At 49.6% G+C, this 23,760-nt stretch carries 21 protein-coding genes; 5 read left to right on the top strand and 16 right to left on the bottom strand.

Features of this window, described 5'->3' with window-relative positions; genetic code table 11:
- Positions 1-63: 63 nt before the first annotated feature.
- From GBK04_RS04240 to GBK04_RS04215, 6 genes are all read right to left on the bottom strand, one after another.
- A complete protein-coding gene (locus GBK04_RS04240) occupies positions 64-510 on the bottom strand; it encodes a hypothetical protein (protein WP_152757132.1) in 447 nt (148 codons plus the stop codon).
- Between the two features lie 169 nt (positions 511-679).
- On the bottom strand, positions 680-1,315 hold the full coding sequence (locus GBK04_RS04235) for a response regulator transcription factor (RefSeq protein ID WP_152757131.1): 636 nt from the start codon (positions 1,313-1,315) through the stop codon (positions 680-682).
- Positions 1,316-1,340: 25 nt separating this feature from the next.
- On the bottom strand, positions 1,341-3,305 hold the full coding sequence (locus tag GBK04_RS04230) for a tetratricopeptide repeat-containing sensor histidine kinase (protein WP_373330704.1): 1,965 nt from the start codon (positions 3,303-3,305) through the stop codon (positions 1,341-1,343).
- A 299-nt stretch (positions 3,306-3,604) separates the two neighbouring features.
- Positions 3,605-4,657: a sugar phosphate isomerase/epimerase family protein gene (locus GBK04_RS04225; protein ID WP_152757127.1), complete on the bottom strand. Its 1,053-nt coding sequence runs from the start codon at positions 4,655-4,657 to the stop codon at positions 3,605-3,607.
- 96 nt (positions 4,658-4,753) lie between these two features.
- Entirely contained in the window at positions 4,754-5,899 is a 1,146-nt protein-coding gene (locus tag GBK04_RS04220) for a Gfo/Idh/MocA family protein (RefSeq protein ID WP_152757125.1), read from the bottom strand.
- Positions 5,900-6,035: 136 nt separating this feature from the next.
- A complete protein-coding gene (locus GBK04_RS04215; protein WP_152765854.1) occupies positions 6,036-7,172 on the bottom strand; it encodes a Gfo/Idh/MocA family protein in 1,137 nt (378 codons plus the stop codon).
- A 245-nt stretch (positions 7,173-7,417) separates the two neighbouring features.
- Between GBK04_RS04215 and GBK04_RS04210 the strand changes: the two genes are divergently transcribed.
- Positions 7,418-8,677 (top strand): MFS transporter, encoded by a 1,260-nt coding sequence (locus GBK04_RS04210; protein ID WP_152757123.1) that lies wholly within the window; start codon positions 7,418-7,420, stop codon positions 8,675-8,677.
- Between the two features lie 126 nt (positions 8,678-8,803).
- Here GBK04_RS04210 and GBK04_RS04205 read toward each other — a convergent pair whose 3' ends face one another.
- Positions 8,804-11,212, bottom strand: a complete 2,409-nt coding sequence (locus tag GBK04_RS04205; protein WP_152757121.1) for an endonuclease MutS2 — start codon at positions 11,210-11,212, stop codon at positions 8,804-8,806.
- 137 nt (positions 11,213-11,349) lie between these two features.
- The gene (locus GBK04_RS04200) at positions 11,350-11,868 is read right to left on the bottom strand and encodes a DUF7935 family protein (RefSeq protein WP_152757119.1); all 519 of its coding nucleotides are present in this window, start codon (positions 11,866-11,868) and stop codon (positions 11,350-11,352) included.
- 95 nt (positions 11,869-11,963) lie between these two features.
- Between GBK04_RS04200 and GBK04_RS04195 the strand changes: the two genes are divergently transcribed.
- Together GBK04_RS04195 and GBK04_RS04190 are read left to right on the top strand one after the other, a co-directional pair.
- Entirely contained in the window at positions 11,964-12,344 is a 381-nt protein-coding gene (locus tag GBK04_RS04195; protein WP_152757117.1) for a HesB/IscA family protein, read from the top strand.
- A 218-nt stretch (positions 12,345-12,562) separates the two neighbouring features.
- The gene (locus GBK04_RS04190) at positions 12,563-16,285 is read left to right on the top strand and encodes an ATP-binding protein (RefSeq protein ID WP_152757115.1); all 3,723 of its coding nucleotides are present in this window, start codon (positions 12,563-12,565) and stop codon (positions 16,283-16,285) included.
- A 75-nt stretch (positions 16,286-16,360) separates the two neighbouring features.
- Here GBK04_RS04190 and GBK04_RS04185 read toward each other — a convergent pair whose 3' ends face one another.
- Both GBK04_RS04185 and GBK04_RS30330 read right to left on the bottom strand, forming a co-directional pair.
- Entirely contained in the window at positions 16,361-16,933 is a 573-nt protein-coding gene (locus GBK04_RS04185; RefSeq protein ID WP_152757113.1) for an NUMOD4 domain-containing protein, read from the bottom strand.
- Positions 16,934-17,179: 246 nt separating this feature from the next.
- Entirely contained in the window at positions 17,180-17,320 is a 141-nt protein-coding gene (locus tag GBK04_RS30330) for a hypothetical protein (RefSeq protein ID WP_373330703.1), read from the bottom strand.
- A gap of 83 nt (positions 17,321-17,403) precedes the next feature.
- Here GBK04_RS30330 and GBK04_RS04180 point away from each other — a divergent pair, with 83 nt between their 5' ends.
- Positions 17,404-17,775, top strand: a complete 372-nt coding sequence (locus GBK04_RS04180; protein WP_152757111.1) for a CoA-binding protein — start codon at positions 17,404-17,406, stop codon at positions 17,773-17,775.
- A 112-nt stretch (positions 17,776-17,887) separates the two neighbouring features.
- On the opposite strand, the gene GBK04_RS04175 is transcribed toward GBK04_RS04180, so the two are convergent.
- Positions 17,888-18,889 (bottom strand): 3-oxoacyl-ACP synthase III family protein, encoded by a 1,002-nt coding sequence (locus GBK04_RS04175; RefSeq protein WP_152757109.1) that lies wholly within the window; start codon positions 18,887-18,889, stop codon positions 17,888-17,890.
- Positions 18,890-18,943: 54 nt separating this feature from the next.
- Complete coding sequence (purS, locus tag GBK04_RS04170) at positions 18,944-19,195, bottom strand: phosphoribosylformylglycinamidine synthase subunit PurS (RefSeq protein WP_152757107.1); 252 nt, start codon at positions 19,193-19,195, stop codon at positions 18,944-18,946.
- A 735-nt stretch (positions 19,196-19,930) separates the two neighbouring features.
- Here purS and GBK04_RS04165 point away from each other — a divergent pair.
- Complete coding sequence (locus GBK04_RS04165; RefSeq protein WP_152757105.1) at positions 19,931-20,164, top strand: hypothetical protein; 234 nt, start codon at positions 19,931-19,933, stop codon at positions 20,162-20,164.
- A gap of 418 nt (positions 20,165-20,582) precedes the next feature.
- Here the strand turns inward: GBK04_RS04165 and pssA are convergent, their stop codons facing one another.
- The 4 genes from pssA to GBK04_RS04145 all read right to left on the bottom strand — a co-directional run bounded on the left by pssA (position 20,583) and on the right by GBK04_RS04145 (position 23,628).
- A complete protein-coding gene (gene pssA / locus GBK04_RS04160; RefSeq protein ID WP_152757103.1) occupies positions 20,583-21,272 on the bottom strand; it encodes a CDP-diacylglycerol--serine O-phosphatidyltransferase in 690 nt (229 codons plus the stop codon).
- Between the two features lie 10 nt (positions 21,273-21,282).
- Positions 21,283-21,921, bottom strand: a complete 639-nt coding sequence (locus tag GBK04_RS04155) for an MBL fold metallo-hydrolase (RefSeq protein WP_152757101.1) — start codon at positions 21,919-21,921, stop codon at positions 21,283-21,285.
- Positions 21,922-22,070: 149 nt separating this feature from the next.
- Positions 22,071-22,700, bottom strand: a complete 630-nt coding sequence (locus GBK04_RS04150; protein WP_373330702.1) for a hypothetical protein — start codon at positions 22,698-22,700, stop codon at positions 22,071-22,073.
- 226 nt (positions 22,701-22,926) lie between these two features.
- A complete protein-coding gene (locus tag GBK04_RS04145) occupies positions 22,927-23,628 on the bottom strand; it encodes a hypothetical protein (protein WP_152757099.1) in 702 nt (233 codons plus the stop codon).
- Positions 23,629-23,760: the final 132 nt, after the last annotated feature.

Here is a 23,760-nt window from a genome sequence, read left to right as displayed (position 1 = left end):
TCCCATTAAAGAGAACGCCGTACCTTTCCAGACTGAAGGATAACGTGGATATCCTTCGGGGTACTATTTCTTGGCCACAAAACTCAAACTGGTGGTCTCCTGGGTTTGGGGATCGGTTTCGGAGTAGCTGAAAATGACATTCTGTCCATCCGCATCGGCCACTAATTCTCCCTCCACGTACAGGCTATAGGCTTCGCTACTTTTCCGGACTTCCACGCCGTCTATGTCAAACGATTCAGGGGCTTCGCCCGTAATTTTTAGCGTGACGGTCAGCGTAACTTCGTCCGTAGAAGTAGGGCTTAACTCTAACGTTCCCGAGATCGTCTGGCCTGCTTGAGAGAAGGGTAGCTGGGGCAAATTGAGGTCGTCGGTACCCTGGACAAAACGGAACGAGGTGAGTGCGTAGGTACCTGCCACCGCATCGGCAGGATTCTTGGGTGTAACGTCGTCATTCTTTTTGCAAGCTGCAAAGGCTGTGGCAACGAATAGAAATACAAGGAGCTTTTTCATACAAATAAGGTAGTTTTGTTTGTGATTATTGTGACAAAACTACCCGGCGTATGTACCCCCGACAATACGGCATTTGTATGATTTTGGAAGTAGGAAAGTGGACGTTTGACGTTCATTTTTTGATACTACTGCATCCTCGGATAGCCGAGCGTCAAAAGTCATCAAGAAATCAACTCCGCCCCAGGTACTTATTGACCGCCTCGACTTTGGAGTGTACCTGCAGCTTTTCGTAAATATTGAAGATGTGTTTACGTACCGTAGTAGGGCTTACAAAGAGTTCAGTGGCTACTTCCTTGTGGCTGTGGCCTTTGGAAAGTTTTTCAAGGATCTCGCGTTCACGGGGAGTCAGCACGTCAAGTTCGCTGGGCGCTGAGGTATCGGTATGAAACGAAAGGGCGATTTTGCGCGCGATGGTACTACTCATGGGCGATCCCCCTTCGTGCAGTTCGGTAATGGCTTCCAGCAACTTGTGGGGCGGGCTACGTTTGAGAATGTAGGCGTTAGCGCCAGCTTTGAGCGCTTCGAAGACGGTCTCATCCTCGTCGTACATGGTACACATCATGAACTGGGTATCGGGACAAAGGGGCTTGAGATGCCGCACACACTCGATGCCGTTCATGCCGGGCAGGTCGATGTCCATAAGCACCACATCGACACAGTGACCGGGCAAATCGGCCAGGGCGGCTTCGGCGGTTTCGTAGGTAGACTGGCACGTAAACCCATCGGCCCCACCGACCAGAATGGCCAGCGACTGGCGAATCGGCTCCTTATCTTCGACGATGGAAACGGTAATGGTAGTTTTCATCTGGCAATATTCCTGACTTTCCGGTTCATTCGCTATACTCCATTTGCATGATTTTTATTTCGGGCACCGTAGGGTAGGGGTAGGTTATTTTTAAGCAGGTACCCCGCGCCGACGACGAAATCTCGCAATTTCCGCCCACGTCAGCCATCCGGCTCCGCATATTGGTCAAGCCATTCCGGGTGCCGATTCCCTCTTTCGGAATAAACCCTTGCCCGTTGTCGCATACATCAATGCTCAGGTGATCGGCTTCTGGCCGAATCCGCAGCCGTACCTCGGTGGCATCGGCGTGTTTCACCACGTTATTCAGCGCTTCTTTTACCGTTAGAAAAACGTTCCGTCGGTCGGTGCCCCGCATGGATACTTCGTAGGGTAGCTCATCTACTTCTGTTTTCAGGGAAAGCGTGGTGTTGTCAATGAACTCGCTGGCGTATGAACGGGTGTAGGCGATCAGTCCGTTCAGGCTGTCGTTCTTGTTGTTCAGTGACCAGATGATTTCGTTCATGGCCGTGACCATCTCAGCGGATATGCTCGATATTTTCTCAATTTCGGGGGTGGTAGCTGCCCCCATACGGCTTTTGGCTACTTCACTGAGCAATCCAATGGCGGTTAGGGACGCGCCCAGGTCGTCGTGCATTTCTTTGGAAATACGCAGGCGTTCTTTTTGCTGTCCCTGCAACTCCGACTGCACTACGGCCAGTTCACGTTCGCGCTGAGCGGCCAGCAGAGCATTGTCGGCCGCCCGACGGCGCTGGCGGGTATAGAGATAGGCGAAAAGTAATCCGCTAATCACCCCAAGTCCTACCAGCGTAGCTAACAGGATCCAGAAATTCTGGCGTTGGTTTGCCAACTGCAGCCGATCGATATACTGCTGCTTCTCGGCGAGTTTCTGTCGGCTCTCAGCCTCTTTTAGCTTAACCTCGTATTCCTGCAGTAATTCTTTGGTTTGCTGGTTGTTCAGCGAGTCGTTGGTGTCGATGTATTGATTGAGCCACTTGACGGCGGCTTTGTGATTGCCCAAGCTCTCGGTTGCGATGGCATATTCAGCGTAAATATTCCTGAACTCGTCGAGACCTACCTGGTTTTCCGAAGCAATCGCGTAAGACTCGTCCAGCAGCTGGGTAGCCTGGCCGTGCTTTCCCATGCGGTTGTAAGTCTGCGCCAGCATCATGAGGGTATGCAGTTCGTGGCGGGGGTTTCCCAATTCCCGGCTTATCTGCACAGCCTTACGTTGATAGTACAGCGCGGAGTCGTACTGGGCCTCCCGCGTGTATTGAGAGCCTATGTTGCCATACACGTTGACCATGAAGTCAAGATCATTTTCGGGATCAATATTATCCAGAGCTTTTAGGTAGTACTTTTTGGATTCGGCGACTTTTTCCTGGTCATCCAGGATGTTCCCGATACTGAAATAATCCACTGCGGCCGACCGCCTGTCTTCTTTATCAGTGCTGTCATAAGCCAAAGCACGTTTGTAGTACTCAATCGCTTGGTCATACATGTGTTGCCGCCCGAAAATATAGCCCAGATTCTGGTTCACCACCGCCACATTGGCCAGATGGCCGATTAACCGCATGTATTGAGCGGCTTTCTGGTAATTGGGGATAGCTTGCTCAAAGTTTCCGGCATAAAGTGCCGTATTGGCCACGGCAAAATAGCTCAAACCCAGGTTTCTTTTGGAGGTGTCTTGCTTAGCCTTTTGCACGGCGGCCTGGGCTACCTTGCTCGCTTCCTCGTGCCGCCCCAGATTGTTCAGGGTATAGGCTAATAGCCGCATGCTTTCAAAATAGCCTTTGGTATAGTTGGTTTTTTTGGAAAAATCGTAGGCCTTCCGGTAATAATTCAGCGCGACGTTAACCTTTTTTCTTTCAAAGGATTCACCCTTTTTGAGCAATTTCAAGACGTACGTCGTATCCGCCGGGCTAGGCTTCGGCTGGCTATATCCAGATAAGGTGGCCAGCAAGACGAGTAGCAGAATGAAAGGTTTGTTCATGGCGACCGGAAAATCGATGAAATATTTTACCAAAAAGTAGACTAATGTAAGCATTGGATGGTGATGAAACAATTTGTCTGCTTCTAAGCTTTCCCGTTCTCTCTGAATTCTTTATGAAGAATATAAAAAAAGCGGCGATCCGAATAAACAGACCATCGCTTTTAAAATAATATATAGTACTCCTTAGTGGATGCTATTTATCTGAGCAGTTTTACCCGCTGCCCAAACCAGGATATAAAAAGCCCGTGTAGCGTCCTGGGTGGTAGGCTACACGGGCGTCTTTGTAACCAGAATTAGCTTTATAGTCCCAGCACGTTCCGATTGAAATCTTCGTCGGCACCCGTGCCGGCGAAATCGTCGAAAGCCTTGGTTGTTACTTCGATAATGTGGTCGGCAATGAAGGGAGCTCCCTCAGCCGCACCCTGTGCGGGCGATTTGATGCAACATTCCCATTCCAGTACTGCCCAGCTATCGTAATCATACTGCGAGAGCTTGGAGAAGATACCGGCAAAATCGACTTGTCCGTCACCCAGCGAACGGAAACGCCCGGCGCGGTCGGCCCAGCCTGCAAAACCGCTATACACGCCCTGACTGCCCGTGGGGTTAAACTCGGCGTCTTTCACGTGGAAGGCTTTGATACGGTCGTGATACAGGTCAATGAAAGCCAGATAATCCAACTGCTGTAGTACAAAATGGCTCGGATCGTAGTTGATATTGGCGCGCTGATGGCCGTCCACAGCGTCGACGAAGCGCTCGAAAGTAGCTCCATCGAACAAGTCCTCGCCCGGATGCAGTTCATAGCAAACATCCACGCCCGCTTCATCGTAGACATCCAGGATGGGCTTCCAGCGCTTGGCTAGTTCTCCGAAAGCGGTTTCTACCAGGCCCGCCGGACGTTGGGGCCAGGGATACATAAAGGGCCACGCCAATGCTCCCGAAAAGGTGGCAGAAGCCTTCAGGCCCAGATTTTGACTGGCCTTTGCCGCCAGTTTGAGTTGGTCAACCGCCCACTCAGCGCGAGCTTTGGGGTTGTTACGTACCTCAGGCGCGGCAAAGCCGTCGAACATAGCATCGTAGGTCGGGTGCGAGGCTACCAATTGTCCCTGTAGGTGGGTGGATAGTTCGGTCACTTCTACACCGATGTCTTTGAGTTTTCCCTTGTACTCGTCACAGTAGGTTTTAGACTCGGCGGCTTGCTTCAGATCAATACAGCGGGCGTCCCAGGTAGGAATCTGGATTCCTTTGTAACCCAGGTCGGCCATGTATTGAGCAATGGATTCCAGAGTGTTAAATGGAGCTTCGTCGCCCATGAACTGTGCCAGAAATATGGCGGGACCTTTTATGGTTTTCATTATTTAGCGTTTAGTTTTGATTGGGAATATTTATCACATAGGCATAAAATGGGCAGGTATTTTTCTTTGTGCCTCTGTGCCTTTGGTACTATGTACCTAGACCTCCACCCACTTTTCCCCGCGCGCGCTCTCGAGTATCTTCTCACAGATTAGGAGTTCACGGTAACCATCGGCAAAGGTAGGGTAGGTGGGGTTTTCGGGTTGCTTGCCGGCTTCAACGGCGGCGTACACCTCCTTGAACATTTGCTTGGAAGTATCAGGGAAGCCTTCGTTGTGGCCGCCGGGGAACGAAATCACCGAACTGGCTTCACGGTGAACCAGCGACGGATCACGCATGAGTACCTCGTTGTAGCCGTCGCGGTTGCCAATCCAAAGTTCATTAGGACTTTCGGAATTGAAGCTGAAAGTTTTCTTGGAACCCGAAATTTCCAGACTCATGCGGTTCTTGCGGCCTGCAGACACCTGCGACACCGTAATGACGCCCCGGTTGCCGTTGTCGAAGCGCAGCAGTACGTTGGCGTGGTCTTCGGTATTGATGGGTACGTCGGCGTAGTCCTCGGGTTTCAGGATTTTACCTGAGTAGGTTTCAACTTCCGTAAGCGGTTTTTTACGGGTTTTGTGAATGGTATTGAAATCGGCCATTACGGCGACGGTCTTCAAGCCTGTGATGTATTCCAAAATATCCATCAGGTGGGAGCCGATGTCGGCAATAGCCCGCGAGTCACCCGATTTGTCGGGTTCAAGCCGCCAGTTGTAGTCAGTTTCGTAGAACAGCCAGTCCTGCAGGTAGGAGCCAATCACGGAATACACATCGCCAAGTTCCCCTTTTTCACGCATCACTTTCATCTGGCGGGCCAGCGGATAGTAGCGCAGGTTGAAATGCACGGCGTTGACCAGCCCGGTTTTGGTGGCCAGAGCTACCAATTCCTCAGCTTCAGCCAAATCCTTGGCCAGGGGTTTTTCACACACCACATGCTTGCCCGCTTCCAGGGCAGCTTTGGATTGGGAATAGTGCAGAAAGTTGGGGGTACAAATATGGATACACTGAATATCGTCCTGCTTCAATAGCTCATCGAAGGTATAGGAACGCTCAATGCCCAGGGATTTGGCCTTGTCGGCGGCCAGTTCGGCGGTGACCTCACACAGGGCTGCTACTTCAACATTGGGCAAACGGCGCAACGCCTCGATGTGGGCAGGGCCAATGAATCCGGTTCCTACGACTCCTACTTTAATTTTTGACATAGTTGTTTTTTGTTGAAACGTTTTTTGTAAAAAAGGGATAAAGGTACTATTGATGGATCAATCGTCAGGGGTTAGTTGTTGGATTGCCTGGTTCATAAAATTGACTTTTTATAATTCAATAAACCAAGAAACACGATCAAACAATGAACTTGGTCCACTTCTCGTCCGATTTGTCCGAGGCTATTACGGTATCGATGAACTTCATGCCGCGCAGGCCGTCATACACGTCGGGGAAATCGTACAACGGGTCTTGATCTTTTCCTTCCCAGCGGGCGCGTACCGCCAGGGCAAAATTCCGGTACAGGTTGGCAAATGCCTCAAAGTACCCCTCGGGATGGCCCGCCGGAATGCGGGTATGTGCTTGAGCTGCTTCCGATAAAGCACCTACCCCCGTCCGCAACAGACGCGCCGGGCTACCCTGTACCTTATGGATGAGCGTATTGGGTTCCATCTGGTTCCATTCCAGACCGCCTAACTCACCGTAGATACGGATGTTCAGGTCGTTTTCCTCGCCGTTGCAGATCTGACTATTTTGCAGGATTCCCTTGGCGCCGTTGTCGAAGTGGAGCAACACATTGGCGTCATCGTCGAGCAGGCGGCCTTCGACAAAAATGGTCAGGTCCGCGCATACCTCGGTTATTTTCAGTCCGGTGATGTATTCGGCCAGATTCTCGGCGTGGGTACCTATGTCGCCCAGCCCGCCCGCCGCGCCAGAGCGCTCGGGATCGGTACGCCAGGATGCCTGCTTGTTGCCCGTAGCTTCCACCAGCGTCGACAGCCAACCTTGGGGGTACTCTACGATTACCTTACGGATGCTGCCTAGAGCGCCAGCCTTGATTAGTTCCCGGGCTTCTTTGACCATCGGATAGCCCGTGTAATTATGAGTAAGGCAGAAAATGAGTCCACTTTCCTCCACAATTTTGACCAGAGCTTCAGCGTCTTCAGTAGTATGGGTGAGGGGTTTGTCACATACCACGTGGAATCCGTTTTCGAGCGCAAGCTTGGCGGGAGGGAAATGTACGTGGTTGGGCGTTACGATGGCGACGAAATCCATGCGCTCGCCTTCGGGTAATTCCTTTTCCTTTTGGATCATTTCCTCGTAGTTGGCGTACACCCGGTCGGGGGGCAGGTACAGGGCGGCGCCCGTGGCGGCGGATTTTTCGGGGCTTGAGCTGAACGCACCACAAACGAGCTCGATTTCGCCATCCATGATTGCCGCTCGGCGATGCACGGCTCCAATGAAGGCATCGGTGCTGCCGCCTACCATTCCCATGCGAATTTTTCTTGGCATTACTGGTTGGTTAAAGGTTTTTGAAATTTTTATTGCTGAAAAAAGAGTAACATAGCGCACTCTTACTACTTACAAAGGTAGCAAGTTCAAAAAAATAGCAGAATAGCCAATCCGTTTATAAGTAGAAATGCGGGCTATTTCTTTTTTTTACGAAATTATTGGACGAAACTCACCACTAGCTCTTTTTTTAACCAACTAATCCTTTCTCACTAAACCGACTACTTCTTATGAATCAAAATGTCAATGCGGATCGCCTGTTTCTGGGCAGTTGCTTTGCACTCATTACTACGGCCTTTTCCTTTGCCATCCGAGCGGGTATCCTACCCCAATTGGGAGAAGAGTTTGGACTGTCTGCCGAGCAGCTGGGCTTCATCAACTCCATGTGGTTCTATGGTTTCCCCATCGCCATGATCGTCGGGGGTATAGTCTACCACAGTGTAGGGCCGCGGATCATCATGATGGTGGCGTTTGTCATGCATACCCTGGGCATTGTTATGACCATTTATTCGGGCGGCTATAACGGTCTGTTGCTTTCTACCCTGTTCATCGGCATCGGTAACGGTTGTACCGAGGCTGCCTGTAATCCCATGATCGCCGACTCGTACGCAGGCGCAAAAATGAACAAAATGCTTAGCCGTTTCCACATGTGGTTTCCGGGCGGTATCGTGTTGGGTAGCCTCATTTCACTGGCGATGACCAAAATGGACATGGGGTGGCAGGCACAAATCTGGATTATCATGATCCCGACGCTGATCTACGCTTTCCTGTTCTGGGGACAAACCTTCCCCAAAGCCGTGGTAGAAGGAGCTACCTCACTCTCTGCCAACTTCCGGGGAATGCTTAATCCGCTGTTCATTTTCATCTTCTTTTTCATGGCATTCACCGCCATTTCGGAGTTTGGTCCGCAGCAGTGGACGGCCATTATCTTGAGCAAAAGTGGTGCTGAACCTTTGTTGATTTTGGCGTTGGTGACGGGGCTGATGGCGGTAGGGCGCTTCTTCGCGGGGCCTGTCATTGGTCAATTCGGCCAAACGGGCGTTTTATTAGGCTCGGCCATTTTTGCTACGATTGGAATTTATCTGTTCAGCAGCGTTACCGGACCTATGGCTTACCTGGCTGCTATTTGTTTCGCTCTGGGCGTATGCTACTTCTGGCCCACCATGTTGGGCTTTGTCGCTGAAAAGGTACCCCTTAGCGGTGCGCTGGGACTCTCACTTGTGGGAGGTATGGGCATGTTCTCTACCGCCATTTTCCAACCCTTTATCGGAAGTTGGATCGACAACCACCGGGCTGAGATGTCCGCCCAGGGGCTGAGCGGTGACGCGCTGGAACTGGCCGCCGGACAGGCTACCCTACAAAATATGACTACGTTCCCGATCATTCTGATCGTAGCCTTTACCTTTCTTTTCTTCTGGGTACGTGCTCGTAAGGCCAAGGGGCTGCACGGACTACCCGAGTCGGAAGTATTGCAGCAGCCGCAGTTGTAGGGGTACCTATTGGCTGTTGGCAGTCGAATTTATTTATAAACAAAATTCCCCGAGAGCTTTGAGCTTTCGGGGAATTTTGTGTTTCAGGAACATTGATTGAATAGAACGTGACCGAGCGACCTACCTTTACCGCATCCGCACCACCGTCACACCTGCACCGCCTCGATCGGCGTGTTCGTCCTGCATGGCTGCTACCTGCTTGTATCCACGGAGATGATTTCGCACTAAGGTACGGAGTATACCGTCGCCCTTGCCGTGCACAATACGCAGTTCGTCGTAGCCCAGCATCAGGGCGTTGTCCATGAATTGGTCCACCACACCCAGAGCTTCTTCGCCGCGCTTACCCCGGATATCGAGATTGAAGCTGAAATTCAGATGTCGCTCGTTCAGATCCACGCCACCCGTACCGGATTTCAATTTCTTTTCACCCGTAAGTTCGCGGTAGGTTTTATTGGATACTTTTTCCAGCCGGTTTAGCTTGATGTTGGATTTGAGTTCGCCAATCCGTACTTCGGCGTCCTTGCCTTTTAGTGCCAGTACCTCAGCCAGAGCATTCTGCCCCTTAATGCGCACAAAGCTACCTACCTCGATTGCTCCGCTTTCCGGCTCATATTCTGCGTTGGCTGTGGGTAGCTCGGCTACAGGTTCGGGTTTGAGGTCTTTTTTGGTAAACCGTTCCAGTTCTGTCCGGACTTTTTTAGTCGTTTCTTTTTCAGCCTGACTTTCCTTGATTTCCCGGATGGTGTTCTCGATGCGCTGATTGGTACCGCTAAGTAGTAGCTTGGCTTTCTGCTTGGCTTCGTTCAAGATCCGCTTTTCGTTATTATCCAGGGTAGTTTTCAGGGCGGTGTACTCGGCTAGTTGTTGAGCTAGCTTTCGTTCCTTAATACCCAATTCCAGATTTTTCTCGGCAAATACCCGGCGTTCGATGTCAAGTTCTTTCAGGAGTTTTTCAAAGTTCACCTGTTGTGCCCCCAGTTTCTCTTTGGCTTGGACTACCACTTCTTTGGGCAAGCCGATTTTGGACGCAATTTCGAACGCAAACGAACTGCCCGGCCGACCTATTTCCAATTGGTACAGGGGTTCCAGATGCTCACCATCGAAACGCATGGCACCATTAATGAGCCCTTCGGTTTTGTCGGCCAGTACCTTAAGGTTGGTATAGTGCGTGTTGATCACGCCATACGCACCTGAGCGGGTCAGATTTTCCAGGATGGCTTCGGCAATGGCTCCACCCAGCCCCGGTTCGGTACCTGTACCGAACTCGTCGATCAGGAAGATAGTGCGCTTGTTGGCCATGGCCAGAAAATTCCGCATGTTGGTTAGGTGTGAACTGTAGGTACTCAGATCGTTTTCCAGCGACTGCTCGTCACCAATGTCAATGAATATATTCTGGAAAAAGCCCATCGTCGAGTCCTCCCGCATGGGTACCAGCAGACCGCACTGGTACATATATTGAATGAGACCGACGGTCTTTAACGATACAGATTTCCCTCCCGCATTGGGACCCGAAATGATCAGGATACGCTGTTTGGCATTTAATTCAATGCTGAGGGGTACCACCGTTTTGCCCTGCTTCTGAAAGGTTAGGTGCAGCAGCGGGTGCCGGGCTTCGCGCCAGTCGACCACGGTACGGTTTTCGAATTTTGGATTAATAGCACTCATCTGGGCGGCAAGCTTGGCCTTGGCCCGCAGAAAATCCATGAGTCCGAGAAATTGGTACGCTTTATGCAACTCAGGCAGGTAGGGCCTCAACTGATCCGTAAGGCGGGTCAGAATGCGGTTGATTTCGCGGCGTTCTTCGTATTCCAGCTCCCGAATGGCGTTGTTGGCTTCCAGTACATCGGTAGGTTCAATGAACACGGTCTGCCCCGTGGCGGACTCGTCATGAATGAAGCCCTTAAACTTACGCTTGTGTTCGGCGGCCATGGGGATCACCATGCGCCCGTTTCGTATCGTGAGCGACACATCATCACCAATCCAGCCATTACTTTTGGCAGTGCGCAGCATGGTATCAAGCCGCTTGCGTACATTGACCTGCTCGGCAATAAGCCGACGCCGGATTTGTACCAGTTCGGGCGAAGCATTATCGCGCACTTGCCCCCGCTCATCGATGATTCGCTCGATCGCATCGGTTACGGCACGCTCCACTCGGATGGTTTTGGCATACTCGCTCAATAATGGGTAACTCTCCGGTGACTGGTTTTCGAAGTACCTTAAGCAACCGCGTATAGTGTTAAGCGATACTTTCAGATCGAAGAACTCATCCTGCATCAGCATGGTACCTTCGATAGCGGCGCGGTGAAGGTAGGGGGTAGCGTCGAGGTAGTTTTGGGCGGGAAACTCGCCGCCCGACTGCATGATGTGCTGCATCTCAGCAGTTTGGCCGACGAGTTTGTCCACCAGACCAAAATTGTCGGAAAAGCGTATTTTGTCCACATAGGTTCGGCCCAGAGAACTAATACACGCCTCTTTGAGCCACTCACGTAGCCGGTCAAATCCTAATTTTTGTTCGAGATTTTTGGGATATAGCAAAGTAATTGAAAAATTGAAAGTTTAAAACGATGAAGGATTTAGCTGTTGAATCGCAAGATCGCAGGTTATTTAGTGAGCAGAGTAACCTGAATCGCATGTAATCAAACCTGCCGACAATTTGACATAATAAATCCTTTTCAAAATATGCGCTGCACTTCTTCCTTTACGACGCGCAGCGCCAGTGTACAGGGTTGTGTTTCCTGCTGAATCACCTGTTCAAAAATCTTCCGCCCCAGATCATTGGCCGGGGCTTCATCATCCACTTCGGCGGCCGCGCGGTTAATCAGCGACTGCACTTCGTTGACAGCTTTCTTGATTTGTTCCCAGGTATCGTTGCTGAGGTATACTTGTTGGGCCAGGTTGTGGTTAAACTCCTCACGGATTTCCCGCAATAGAATCTGCTGAAATTCAAGGGCATTGGAAGCCGAGCCGGCAGTACGCAGCAGTAACTGGTTGGGGGTGATTCGTTCAAGAAAGAGACACATCCGCTCGTAAGCCTGTAAGCGCAGAGGAAGAATGATTTCAGTGTTTTTGGCCCGAATGTCCCATCTTTGTTTTTCAAAGATTTTTTCGGCCAGCGTTGTCAGGATCAGATACAAGCCAAATACTACGATCAAGGCCACTAAAAGTATTGTCACCAGGGAATACAGTTCCATATAGAATTGTTAACAAAATTGAACGGCAAAAGTACGCTTAAAAGCCGGCTGAACGAAGACAAATCCCCTACGGTTTTAAGCCTGAAATTACCGCTATGAAAGATAAATCGCTCGATGAAAACACTGTTCCGGAGTCTCCGGTTCATATATCGGCCCGTGCCAGGGCAGAAATTATGGATACTTTTACTGCCAATAAAATCCCCGATGCGTACGGTCTGAGGGTAGGTTTACGGGGTGGCGCTTGTAGCGCTACCTACCTGCTGGGTTTCGACACCGCCACCCCGCACGACCAAGAATATGATGTGGAAGGAATACGCGTTATAATCGATCGCAGACATCTGATGTACGTTTTGGGAGCAGCTGTTGACTACGAGGAGAATCCACAAGAACAGGGGTTTACAATAAACATGCCGCCAAGGGAGGACTTAAACGATAAGGTGTTTTCGGACACAAAAGATTTGCAAAAAAACGATTAAAAAAAGTAACCAATAGAATTTAGTTTTTTGGCACGGTTTTAGGTTAATACAAGATATTCATAAGATAAAACTTTACATTGATCTATTAATATCCTGATAGAGAAATAGTTGTATTGGTTTTTCTGTTGAGTATCAGCAATGTTCGGCCATGCCTAAGTATATCCCATAGTACGGTGTCCCTATTCCTAAGAAAATACATTTTCCTACTTGCATCGATAATGGCGTTCGTGGGGGCTGTGGCATTCTATCTTACCAAGAACGAAACGGTAACCAGCGAAACCTACGCCGGAACGATCCAGGAAAGGCTGCAAAAAGAGGTTTTGCGGGTCAATGAGGATATGGATCAAATCATGGGTCGGCTGCCGCTGCCCGATGGAAAACCTTTTTCCGAATTACTTCTGGAAACCCCTTATCCCTACTACCTGTACCGTGATTCCACCCTTTTGGTATGGTCGGACTATCGGTACGTAGTTAATTATGCGCTTTTTTCTGGAGCGAGTTCTGAAATACGCCCTATCGAAACACCCCAGGGTAAATTTTTACAGCTCAGCCAGCGTCGTGAGATCGGTGGAAATCTCTATGATTTATTTGTGCTACTCGAACTGCAATCCCACTTTCAGGCTGAGCAGGATGAAACCGCTTCGGGTTTCAATTCGAGGATTTTCGACGTGGCACCCCAATCATTGAGCCTGACAGGGGACGAAGGGTACCTGCCTGTAAACGACCAAACTGGCCGCCCTTTCTTTTACGTAAATCCACCCAACGGTTGGACAGGCCCGAGAGGTCGCATTCCGGTTCAGTCTTTTTTATTAGCATTTCTGGCTCTCCTATTTTTGATTGCCTACCTGGGTAGGGTGGTGAGGCAGCTGGGTACCCGGCACCGCTACGGTCTTGGACTGGCCGTTATCGTACTTTTTGTCGTGATAATCCGGGGCTTGATGCTGCATTTTTCGATTCCTTCTGCATTTTATGACAGTGCGATTTTTGATGCCCAGAATTATGAGGGTAGTCCGCTTTCCCCCTCCCTGGGCGACTTGTTACTGAACGGAATGGGTATGCTGTGGATATTGGTATATGCCAATCGGAACTATTTCCGCACGGTCACCTACCGGCGACTGGTCACAAGTCCTCCGGTGTTTCAGTATCTGGTTTCACTGCTCATACTCTTAGTCAGTTATATGGCGTATTACCTATGCTACCGCGAACTCGTCGCTATATATGGTAGCAGGCTATATACCCTCGATATCACCCTTAGCATCACATTCAGTCCTCTGAAAATTACCGCCCTAGCCGTGTTTGTATGCCTGTCGGGCCTTTACTTCATGATAACCCAGCTGGTGTTTATTGTGTATATCCGGCTCACGCGCGATCCACGAGTGGGAGGGGCAATACTGCTGCTGAGTGTGGGACTGGTATACGCAGTTTCCTGGTTAATAGGGGTGTATTTCAAGTGGATTTTCCTGACCCACGTGGCCTACATTCTGACTTTGTATCTCACCCGGCTTCCGCGGACCTTCTACGGTTTCCGATATCCGACGACGGTGTATTACTTTCTGACCGCGCTGGTGTGCGCCCTCACGGGTACTTACGTAGTGGAAAGCCAGGAAAATACCAAGGACGTACTCAACAAGAAAGAGTTTGGACAGCAACTATTAACCGGGAATGACCCGCTGGCTGAATTTCTGCTCAAGAAGGATATTCAACTGGTGGCTCAGGACAGGGAAGTGCAACAATTCCTGGTTAATAATGTACCCCTTGCCCGTGAGATGATACAGCAGCGTATCAGAAGTCAATACCTCGATCGGTATCTGGACGAATACACCGTAGAGGTACTTACCTTCGATCGGCAGGGCAATCCGCTGGACAATAGCGCCCAGGCCCGTTCGCATGATTATTACCTCAATACTTTTGGCAAACCTGCCTTTGCCACTCCTTATCCCGGCGTGTTCATGATTGACATGCCGGGCCTGGATACGTCTGCCGCGTCAACATCGGGAGTGGGGGTACCCCTGCCGGACAATGCAGTCCGGGATACCACTTTTGCCAAGCAGTATGTAGCGTTCATAACGATACAAAATCAAGCTGAACTGGCGGGGTACGTGGTGGTGGATCTAAGGCAACGACCCCGGGTATCCCGTGATCCGGCACCTATGCCGGACGAGCGGTTCGTCAAAACACCCGACAACCAGGAATACAGCTATGCTCTATTTGAAGGCGACGTGCAAAAATTCAGCAGTGGGCCCTACAACTACGAACGAAAATTCCCTTCCACGGTTCTGCTTGATTCGGCGCTGTACACTACTGGTCTCGATCTGCATGGGTACCGTCATGTCGGGCAGGTAGGTACCCACAACCGTCGGATTGTGGTTTCTACAAAATCGTGGGGCTGGAACGGATTCCTGGCCAATTTCTCTTTTCTGTATCTTATTCTGGTTGTAGTGGTAGCGCTGGTCATTTTCGGACATGCACTTCACTCGGGTATATCCAACTTGCCACTGACCTATTCTACTAAGATTCAGATATTGCTCAATGCCGCCTTCATTATTCCGTTGCTGATCGTGCTTTTCTTCATACTGGGGATCATTGACAGCCACTACCGGGAAAATCAGGAAAATGCCCATATCGTCAATACTCGTAACCTATCGGTCAATATAATAGGTTATATGGACGACTACCGCCAGGGGAGAATGAGTCAGGGATATTTTGAACAACAAATCAAGCAGATCGCCCGTGACGGCGATCTGGTAGTGAACCTGTACGACACCACTGGGAAAATTCTGCTAGCCTCCAAACCTATGCTTTATCAGGGCGGGCTAGTCTCGGAACTTATCAATCCGGTAGCCATGAAACAGATCGTCGAGCAAAAGGAAAATCAGCTGTTGCTCAATGAATCCTTGGGTGATAAACCCTACAATACCGCGTATGTAGGGTTGAAATCGTACGATCAAAAGCTACTCGGCGTGCTGAGTGTTCCTCAGTTCGATGCCAAATCAATCCTGGACCGACAGATCATTGATATTGTGGCTTCGGTGCTGATTGTATTCACCACCATGCTGATTGTGTTCCTGCTGGTATCCTACCTGGCGGCCAATTTGCTCATCGAACCGTTGAGAGTGCTGGCTCGGAAAATCAGCACCACGAATCTCAATCAACTCAATGATCCGCTGCCCTGGCATTCGAACGATGAGATTGGCTCCGTGATCAAAAAGTACAACCAGATGCTGGTGAATCTGGACCACAACAAACAGGCGCTTTCCTCCAATGAAAAACAATCGGCCTGGCGGGAGATGGCCAGGCAGGTAGCGCACGAAATCAAGAATCCGCTCACTCCTATGAAGCTCACACTGCAGCAGTTGCAGCGCACTATCCGCCGCGATGACCCCGAAGCACTGGAAAAAGTGAACCGCGCCATGGAATCCATCATTAAGCAAATCGACACGATTGGCTACATCGCCCAGTCTTTTTCGGATATAGCCCGCATGCCACCGCCCAAAAACGAGTTGTTTGAAGTAACCTCAGTAGTCAATAAGGCTTACGAACTCTATTCAAGCGATGATACCGTCACATTTCGGCGCGAGATTACCCCCGGTCCCCTCTATGTAATCGGTGATCGCCAGCAGTTCGGCAGCAGCATCTCCAATCTGATCATCAATGCCCGGCAATCCGTACCCGAATCGCGGCCCGCTCAGGTTACGGTAAGGCTTTATACTTACAATGAAACAATCATTGTAGAGGTAGAAGATAATGGGACCGGTATTCCTCAAAACATCAGGAGCCGGGTATTTCTGCCCAATTTTACGACCCGTGAGGGCGGAACCGGCCTCGGTCTGGCAATGGCCAAGCGCATCATTGAGTACGCAGGAGGCAGCATCTGGTTCGAAACAGAAGAAGGCATAGGTACCACCTTTTTTCTATCACTTCCGCTTGTGGAAAGTCCTTAAGAAAAGCGACTCCCTTATCTCTGATTAAAGCTTCTCTTTACTCGGTATGGGGTACCTTTTATCAACTATGTCCGGTCAGTCGTCGATTGTTACATGCTTCCAGTTTTCTCCTGAGCGGATTCGATTAAGTTGGGTATGGGTAATACCGAACTGCTTCGCGATCATCTTCAAACGATTATTGTCGTTTTTAAGGAGCTTCTTAATCATACGTACCTTGGTTTCGGTAAGCTTGTAGTTGCTGGTACGGCGGGGCATGACCCGATTGACCAAAGCCGGATTGTCCCGGTTATGATCAGTCATTTCGCTTTTGGTCACCCACTTCAAATTCTGAAAATAGTTGTTTTGCTTGTCGTAGTCGAGGTGGATGACGTACTTCTGATCGTTGCTTGTTCGGGCCAGAAAATAATCAGCCACCAGCTTATGAACATAGCGGTTGATGGTGCGTCCACCCGGAACCCGGATGTTAAGTGAGCGGTAACCCTGAATCACCGATCCATTGATGATGGTTCCTTTTACAGGATCGGTCTGGAAGCTTTTCAGGCGTCCATAGTTTGATATTTCATAGTGTGGAGCGTTGTCGACTTGGTCGAAGACGATGCGTACCCACTTCTCATTCCAGTAGCTGTTGCTATTCTTTCTCTCTGTCATGGGTTATTGTTAATTAGGTACTGTAGGTTCGATGCATGGATCGAAATGTTGAACGGAATAGGTTAAGTGCGGATTGATTTTATCACCCTGCATTATTTCATACTCAACTGGTAAAGTACGGTCGGGTACAATCGTATAAAAACAGTTTAGAGGTACCTATACGAAATAAGACTTGGGCTGAATTCAAACCGAACTAACGGCTTTTGTGTTGACAAATAAAAAAATAGGGCCAGCGTACAAAGCCCTTTACATAGAAGCGCTATACGTCGTCAGGCTGAGGAATATATTGAGCACCTGTACTAACATCCAGGGCAGGCAGGCCGTCGGGATTTGCCAATGGTGCGACTTGGGTAGCTGGGACATATAGGTGGAGATAACTGCAGCCATGTCCCTTCGAGTGCGCCGAAGGGTTGGCGCAATTTTTAAGCTAATACTTCCAGATTGTTTATCGAAAGAATAGAAACCAAAAAATGAATCAGTCCACAGGAAAGACCTTAATTATCGGCGCAACGCCCAATCCAGGCCGATACGCCTTTGCAGCAGCCCATCGTTTGACGCAACGCGGCCATTCTATCGTTCAGATTGGCCTGCGGCAGGGAGAAGTAGCTGGAGTGCCGATCACCACTCAGAAAGAAAACTACACGGATATTGATACAGTGACTCTCTATGTAGGACCTCGTAACCAGCCCGAATATTACGACTACGTAATTTCACTTAGGCCGCGGCGCGTTATATTTAATCCGGGTACGGAGAATACCGAGTTTGAAAATCGACTCTTGAAGGAGGGAATAGAACCTCTAGAAGCCTGCACATTGGTTATGCTCGCCACCGGGCAGTACTAGTGAAAAAAATCACAACTTGCTGATTTATTGGGGAGGAATTGACACAAAGGGGCATACAGTACCGCATCTTGTCGTAATAGAAAACCTTCGAAACCGGATCCTGTCTGAAGCTTTACCAGCGAATAAGCGCCGAGGCCCAGGTGAAGCCACTCCCAAAGGCTGCCAGGCAAATCAGGTTGCCCGGTTGAACGCGGCCTTGCTCCCAGGCTTCAGCGAGGGCGATCGGGATGGAGGCTGCGGTGGTGTTGCCATAACGCTCGATGTTATTGACGACTTTATCGGAGGAGAGTCCCAACTGCTGCCTGACGTACTCACTGATACGAATGTTAGCCTGATGAGGTACCAGTAAGCTTATTTCGTCGGTTTGGGCACCGTTGGCATCCAGGGCTTCCTGAATCACTTCCCCAAACCGCACTACGGCATGTTTGAAAACGGCGTTGCCGTTCATGAATACGTCGAAACCACCTTCGTCCAGCAGTTCTTTGGTAGCGGCGCGATCGGGGCGGCTGCTACCGGGATCTTTTACGTACAGATCTTCCGCAAAGCGTCCATCGGCGTGTAGGTGTGTGGACAATATGCGGTGGTCGGTGTCGTCGGTACCCTGCACCACCACGGCTCCGGCTCCATCGCCGAATATTACGGCCACATTGCGCCCCGCGGTACTTTTATTGATCCAGGTGGACTGGATTTCGGAACCCACCACCAGGGCCGTCTTATACATGCCCGACTTGATAAATTGGTCGGCAATGGATAACGCGTAAATAAAACCCGAACATTGCTCACGAATGTCAATGACAGGCTTGCCGTCCATGCCCAGTTCGCGCTGCATCAGAAAAGCTGAGCCAGGGAAAAAATAATCGGGCGTAATGGTAGCATACACAATCACATCGACCTGATCGGGCGTGAGTTCGGCACGTTCCAGGGCCTGGCGCGAAGCGGCAGCGCCCATGCTGGCGTTGGTTTCCTTGCCGTAGGTGAAGTATCGCCGCTCTTTGATGCCGGTGCGCTCCTGTATCCATGCATCGGAGGTTTCCATCCATTGGGAGAGGTCGTCGTTCGTCACGACCTGCTCGGGTACGTAGTAACCTACTCCGGTGATACGCGCGTAAGGCATGGGTTCAGGATTTGGCGAAAAAAAAAGACTGGCAGTCTGGAAAAAAGCGAGTTATCAGGCGGGATGGATGTCGAAACTGAATTCCTCCATAATCAGATTGGCCAGCAATTTTTCGCAAGCCGTTTTTACCTTCGTTTCGGCTTCGTCGGCATCGGCGGCATCCAGCCGAATGGTGATGTGCTTCCCGATGCGGACATCGTCCACCTGATCGATCCCGAGGTTGTGTAGCCCTAGTTTGACTGCTTTGCCCTGCGGATCGAGAATTTCTTTGATGGGCATAATGTTGATATCAGCGACGAATTGCATGGTAGGTAGCGGTAGAGTAAGTCGGTTTTGATGGATGATTTTAATGCTGCAAAAATGCAATAAAATAAACGGCTTACCAATTCGGTTTTTTCTTTTCGTGTTATTTAAGGTACCGCATAGGATATGAATGCTGGCTGATTTTTGATGGAGGTGAATCTGTTATTTGACCTGTTTTGATAAATTTTAATAAGCGGATTACAGACAACTAGACGTATTACCAGTATGAGGCTGACATTCAGAAATGAGCGAATGAGAAGAGCGCTATTATCCGCCTCAGTTGGACTGTTTTGCTGTGTTTTGTCGTATAAGATGTACGAAAGCTATGAAGAGCAGGTTTATGTACAACAGTATAGTCCTCTGGTACGTATGCTGATCGTGGGTAGGGTCAAAGGGCTAGGTACCTTGAAAAGTCCCAACAAGATTCTCGTTTGGCACAAGGGGAAAGATATACTCTACCCAAGAGCAACCCTTATTTCAGAAAAACGGCAAAAGATAAAAGTATCGAAGTGAATTTTGATCCCTTGCGGGATATCGCCATGCGCCCCGATGAGAATCCCCGACACGCCTATCCCTTGCTGGGTGTCATTTTTTTTAACAGGTTTGTTGCTTTTAGGGTACGCTGCCTATGACTTCCGTTCAAGCAGTACGGTGGTAAAAGATCATAAAAAGTAACATTTCGTGCTCAGCTATAATTAATGTAAATTTGAATTCAACTGTTTTACTAGACAAGAAACGATGACAAAATTGATCGTGACACTTCCGAATGAGCAAGATGTAAATTGGCTGATTCCAATGCTTAATCGGCTGGGTGTTGAGGTTATGCCACTTAGCGAGCCTGAATTGCCAGAAAATGAGGCTTTTCACAAAAAAAATATAGAACTCGGCGGGCAGGATCGTGACGATCTTGATGCCTATTTGGCTGAATTCGAACAAGGTCGTCAGGATCGAATTTTACCTTTACGCAATTAGAAGGTAAGTTATGTACTTGATTGATAGTAATTTGTTGATTTATTCTTCTTAATCAAAGTTTGATTATCTACGCCCACTCTTATTGCATCCTGATGCCAGTGTGTCGGAAATTTCTCGTTTGGAAACACTGGGTTACCATCAACTTGCAGATAAAGACGAGCAGTATTTCAAGAGTCTTTTTGCATTGATGGTTGTGCAATCCGTGGATCGACAAATAATCGATAGAGCTATCTTATTGAGAAAAATCCGGAAAATGTAGATAGGCGATGCCCTCATAGCGGCAACTGCCCTACTCAGAGACTTAGATTTATACTCCCACAACGTTCAGGATTTTATTTGGATTGATGGTCTGAAAGTCATTGATCCGATTAGGTATTCAGAAGGCACCTAGCGACGCATAAGTACTAGTAGGTTGGCACTACTTCACCAGCATTACCCCCACACTCATCAGCACGTACAACGCCACCACCAAAGGTACCCCTAGTACGCCCAGAGTAGCCAGCAGCAGGACGGATGCCAGCAAAAACGAATACCGCACCTGATTGCCCTTCCAGCCGAACGATTTGAATTTCAAAGCAAAAAGTGGCAACTCGGCTACCAGCAAGTAAGACATAACCACTGTAAAAATCAAAAGGGTAGGGGTACTTACGATCACGGATTCCCACGCGGGATGAAAGCGGATGATGAAAGGCAGTGATGCTATCAGCAACGCGTTGGCGGGGGTAGGTACCCCAATGAACGAGTCACTTTGCCGGGGATCGATGTTGAACTTCGCCAGCCGCAACGCCGAGCAAACGGCAATCAGGAAGGCCAGATTGGGTATCCACATATCTTCCATTTCAGGTACGCTCCGCACCAGCAGTTGGTAGATGATGATGGCAGGCAGTACCCCGAACGTAGTCATGTCGGCCAGAGAATCCAGCTCTTTCCCAATCGGTGAACTCACCTTCAGTAGGCGAGCGGCGAAGCCATCGAAAAAATCGAACACAGCCGCCAGGCCGATCAGCCCACACGACAGAAGAATATTGCTGTGAAATGCCTCCACGATACCCACACAGCCGCAGAGGAGGTTAGCACAGGTAAGGGCGTTGGGAATGTGTCGTTTCATGAGCGGGAGGCTAATTCAGAAAGGGATTGTGCTTCTTCTCATACCCAATGGTAGTCGGTTGCATGTGGCCGGCGTACACGGTGTAGTCGTCAGGCAGGGTGAATAGTTGGGTGCGAATACTGTTCAGAAGGGTACCCATATTGCCGCCGGGTAGGTCGGTGCGGCCAATGCTCTGCCGAAACAACACATCGCCCCCAATCACGAATTTCTGCGCGTCATTGACAAAAGCGACATGGCCGGGTGCGTGGCCGGGCACGAAGCGGATACCCAGTGAGGAATTGCCGAATTCCACGGTTTCGCCTTCTTTGAGCCAGCGCTCTACGGCAGGTTCCGAGAAAACGGGGAAGCCATAGTTTGGGGCGTAGGTTTTGACCGCCCGCAGCAGCGGCTCATCGAGCTTGTGCAGGGCGAAGGGTACCTTGTATATATTTTTTAATTTTTCTACCCCCAGCACGTGGTCGATGTGCGCGTGGGTATTGTAAATACCGACGGGGGTAAGCTGATTATTTTTGATAAAATTGTTGAGCTCATCATATTCGTATGGTTCATAACAGCCGGGGTCGATGATAATGGCTTCCTTACTTCCGTCGTAAAGTACGTAGGTGTTTTCGGAAAATGGGCTGAAAACAAAGGATTTGATTTCTATCATAGTTAGGGTGCGTTGAAGGCGCTAAGGTAAGAAAGGCTGGGAAAAGGGGCGACCGGAATCGAAGAGAATATACATTAAAAAAATCCCCCGTCGCTAGGACGGGGGATTTATCAAGGATACAATCCTTTGTTTATTCTAAAAGAAATCCCTTAAAGAATACGGTCGCTGGTCGTCGTATTCCATACGTCCGATTCCCAACCTGTGTGGATATTGCGTCCCCGGTAGGTTTTCCATTCGTCAGAAATAGCAGTACCTTCTTCATGATTACGTGCTTTGACACCTACCACGATTCCGCCATTTTCCAGACTTTCCTTATAAACCGCAGCGCGTTCCTCAGGAATACCGGAGCCTACCAGGGCACCAATAATTCCGCCCGTCAGTCCGCCCGCACCAGCTCCGGCCAGTCCGGCGGCGATAGGTCCTGCTATAACCAAACCGAGTCCGGGTAGGGCAATAGCGGTACCGATAGCTGCAATGGCCCCGATGATAGCGCCCGCCGTTCCGCCGATGGCTGAACCTACGCCAGCACCTTCCATGGACTTGTTGCCCAGATCCGAACGGTCGTCCTCGTCAACATCTTTATAATGAGTATTGCGCGTATCATCGGACATGAGTACTGATATCTCATCGCGCGAATATCCCCGGCTCAGCAAACTGTTGTAGGCCTTTTCAGCATCGTCCTTGTCGTGAAACACGCCCGTGATGGTACCTGTGTCCTGATCCATTTCGGCGTTATTCGATGCATTGTTCCTTTCGTTAAAATTTCTTTGAGTTTCCATAGTAATAACTAAGTTTAATAGAATGGTGTAAAAGATTACTTTCAACTATACCTTAAATAATTATTCCAACGTGCCGGAACCATCCTTTCCTGATTTTTGAGAAGTTTCTTGCCGGTACCTTTGTGTAATCGTATGCCCAACTCCCTAGAAAGGTGAAAAAACAAAAGCTCCGCTACCCTCGATCGAGGATAGCGGAGCAATTCGTTTTTAATCAAAAAAAATCGCTCTATTCGCGGATCGTGACTTTGATCCGATCATAATACAGGATGGTAAGACCCTCAAAGCCCGAATCCGTACCGACACACAACCAGATTTCTCCGTTGGCGTTAGGCTTCACAGAAACCGGGGCATCGTTATTCGAACGCTGCACCACTTTGTAGACCGTGCTGTCCAGCCCATTGCTTACATTGCCCAATACGGGCATTTCGGTACCTCCTGTGGCCTGTTGGCCTTTGTCGATGCTAACTTCGTAGAAGCCGTTTACTAGTTTCCTCACGGGCTCGTTGGGTGAGGCCCCCGCTTTCAAATAGACCGACTCTGCTGGCGAACCGCCGATGCCTACACTACCGTTGGGATAATTGGTACCCAGGTCGATCTCGTACGTTACCTTGTACGTACGGTTCGGATCCAGGCCGGTAATCTTCTTCTTAAGGTACATGAACATATCGTCGCTGCGGTTGTGACTCTGTACTCTTAACGCTTTTTTCGTGGTATCCAGCGGAGCGGGCAAAGCGGATAGCCGCGAATTGAATTCAAGAGACGTAGAATCCTGGTCAGTACTATAATCCGCAAATTCAACTGCCCACCCATCGACTGTCGTCTCAAAATCGGAGTCTACTGACTTCATGTTCGTCAAATCCTTATCCTGATCACAGGACCACAAACCCATCCCCAGCAGGGCACTCATCATCCACACACTCTTCTTCATGCTAAATAGTTGTTAAGTTTTACAAAAAATGGTAATCGCCTTTATAGAGGCCCGAAAAAACCGATCCGTTGGAAAGGAAAATGAAATTTTTGGGAAGAAAAGGAGGTACTGCTTGAATATCAGGTAGGTGAA

Source organism: Salmonirosea aquatica, from assembly GCF_009296315.1.
Taxonomy (GTDB): domain Bacteria; phylum Bacteroidota; class Bacteroidia; order Cytophagales; family Spirosomataceae; genus Salmonirosea; species Salmonirosea aquatica.
The sequence above is the reverse complement of the archived record's forward strand: the minus strand, read 5'-3'. Positions and strand labels throughout refer to the sequence as shown.

Bases quoted from the DNA above. Each gene is read 5' to 3' on its own strand.
- GBK04_RS04240 (WP_152757132.1), bottom strand. From the start codon at position 510: ATGAAAAAGCTCCTTGTATTTCTATTCGTTGCCACAGCCTTTGCAGCT.
- GBK04_RS04235 (WP_152757131.1), bottom strand. From the start codon at position 1,315: ATGAAAACTACCATTACCGTTTCCATCGTCGAAGATAAGGAGCCGATT.
- GBK04_RS04230 (WP_373330704.1), bottom strand. From the start codon at position 3,305: ATGAACAAACCTTTCATTCTGCTACTCGTCTTGCTGGCCACCTTATCT.
- GBK04_RS04225 (WP_152757127.1), bottom strand. From the start codon at position 4,657: ATGAAAACCATAAAAGGTCCCGCCATATTTCTGGCACAGTTCATGGGC.
- GBK04_RS04220 (WP_152757125.1), bottom strand. From the start codon at position 5,899: ATGTCAAAAATTAAAGTAGGAGTCGTAGGAACCGGATTCATTGGCCCT.
- GBK04_RS04215 (WP_152765854.1), bottom strand. From the start codon at position 7,172: ATGGGAATGGTAGGCGGCAGCACCGATGCCTTCATTGGAGCCGTGCAT.
- GBK04_RS04210 (WP_152757123.1), top strand. From the start codon at position 7,418: ATGAATCAAAATGTCAATGCGGATCGCCTGTTTCTGGGCAGTTGCTTT.
- GBK04_RS04200 (WP_152757119.1), bottom strand. From the start codon at position 11,868: ATGGAACTGTATTCCCTGGTGACAATACTTTTAGTGGCCTTGATCGTA.
- GBK04_RS04195 (WP_152757117.1), top strand. From the start codon at position 11,964: ATGAAAGATAAATCGCTCGATGAAAACACTGTTCCGGAGTCTCCGGTT.
- GBK04_RS04190 (WP_152757115.1), top strand. From the start codon at position 12,563: ATGGCGTTCGTGGGGGCTGTGGCATTCTATCTTACCAAGAACGAAACG.
- GBK04_RS04185 (WP_152757113.1), bottom strand. From the start codon at position 16,933: ATGACAGAGAGAAAGAATAGCAACAGCTACTGGAATGAGAAGTGGGTA.
- GBK04_RS30330 (WP_373330703.1), bottom strand. From the start codon at position 17,320: ATGGCTGCAGTTATCTCCACCTATATGTCCCAGCTACCCAAGTCGCAC.
- GBK04_RS04180 (WP_152757111.1), top strand. From the start codon at position 17,404: ATGAATCAGTCCACAGGAAAGACCTTAATTATCGGCGCAACGCCCAAT.
- GBK04_RS04175 (WP_152757109.1), bottom strand. From the start codon at position 18,889: ATGCCTTACGCGCGTATCACCGGAGTAGGTTACTACGTACCCGAGCAG.
- purS (WP_152757107.1), bottom strand. From the start codon at position 19,195: ATGCAATTCGTCGCTGATATCAACATTATGCCCATCAAAGAAATTCTC.
- GBK04_RS04165 (WP_152757105.1), top strand. From the start codon at position 19,931: ATGACAAAATTGATCGTGACACTTCCGAATGAGCAAGATGTAAATTGG.
- pssA (WP_152757103.1), bottom strand. From the start codon at position 21,272: ATGAAACGACACATTCCCAACGCCCTTACCTGTGCTAACCTCCTCTGC.
- GBK04_RS04155 (WP_152757101.1), bottom strand. From the start codon at position 21,921: ATGATAGAAATCAAATCCTTTGTTTTCAGCCCATTTTCCGAAAACACC.
- GBK04_RS04150 (WP_373330702.1), bottom strand. From the start codon at position 22,700: ATGGAAACTCAAAGAAATTTTAACGAAAGGAACAATGCATCGAATAAC.
- GBK04_RS04145 (WP_152757099.1), bottom strand. From the start codon at position 23,628: ATGAAGAAGAGTGTGTGGATGATGAGTGCCCTGCTGGGGATGGGTTTG.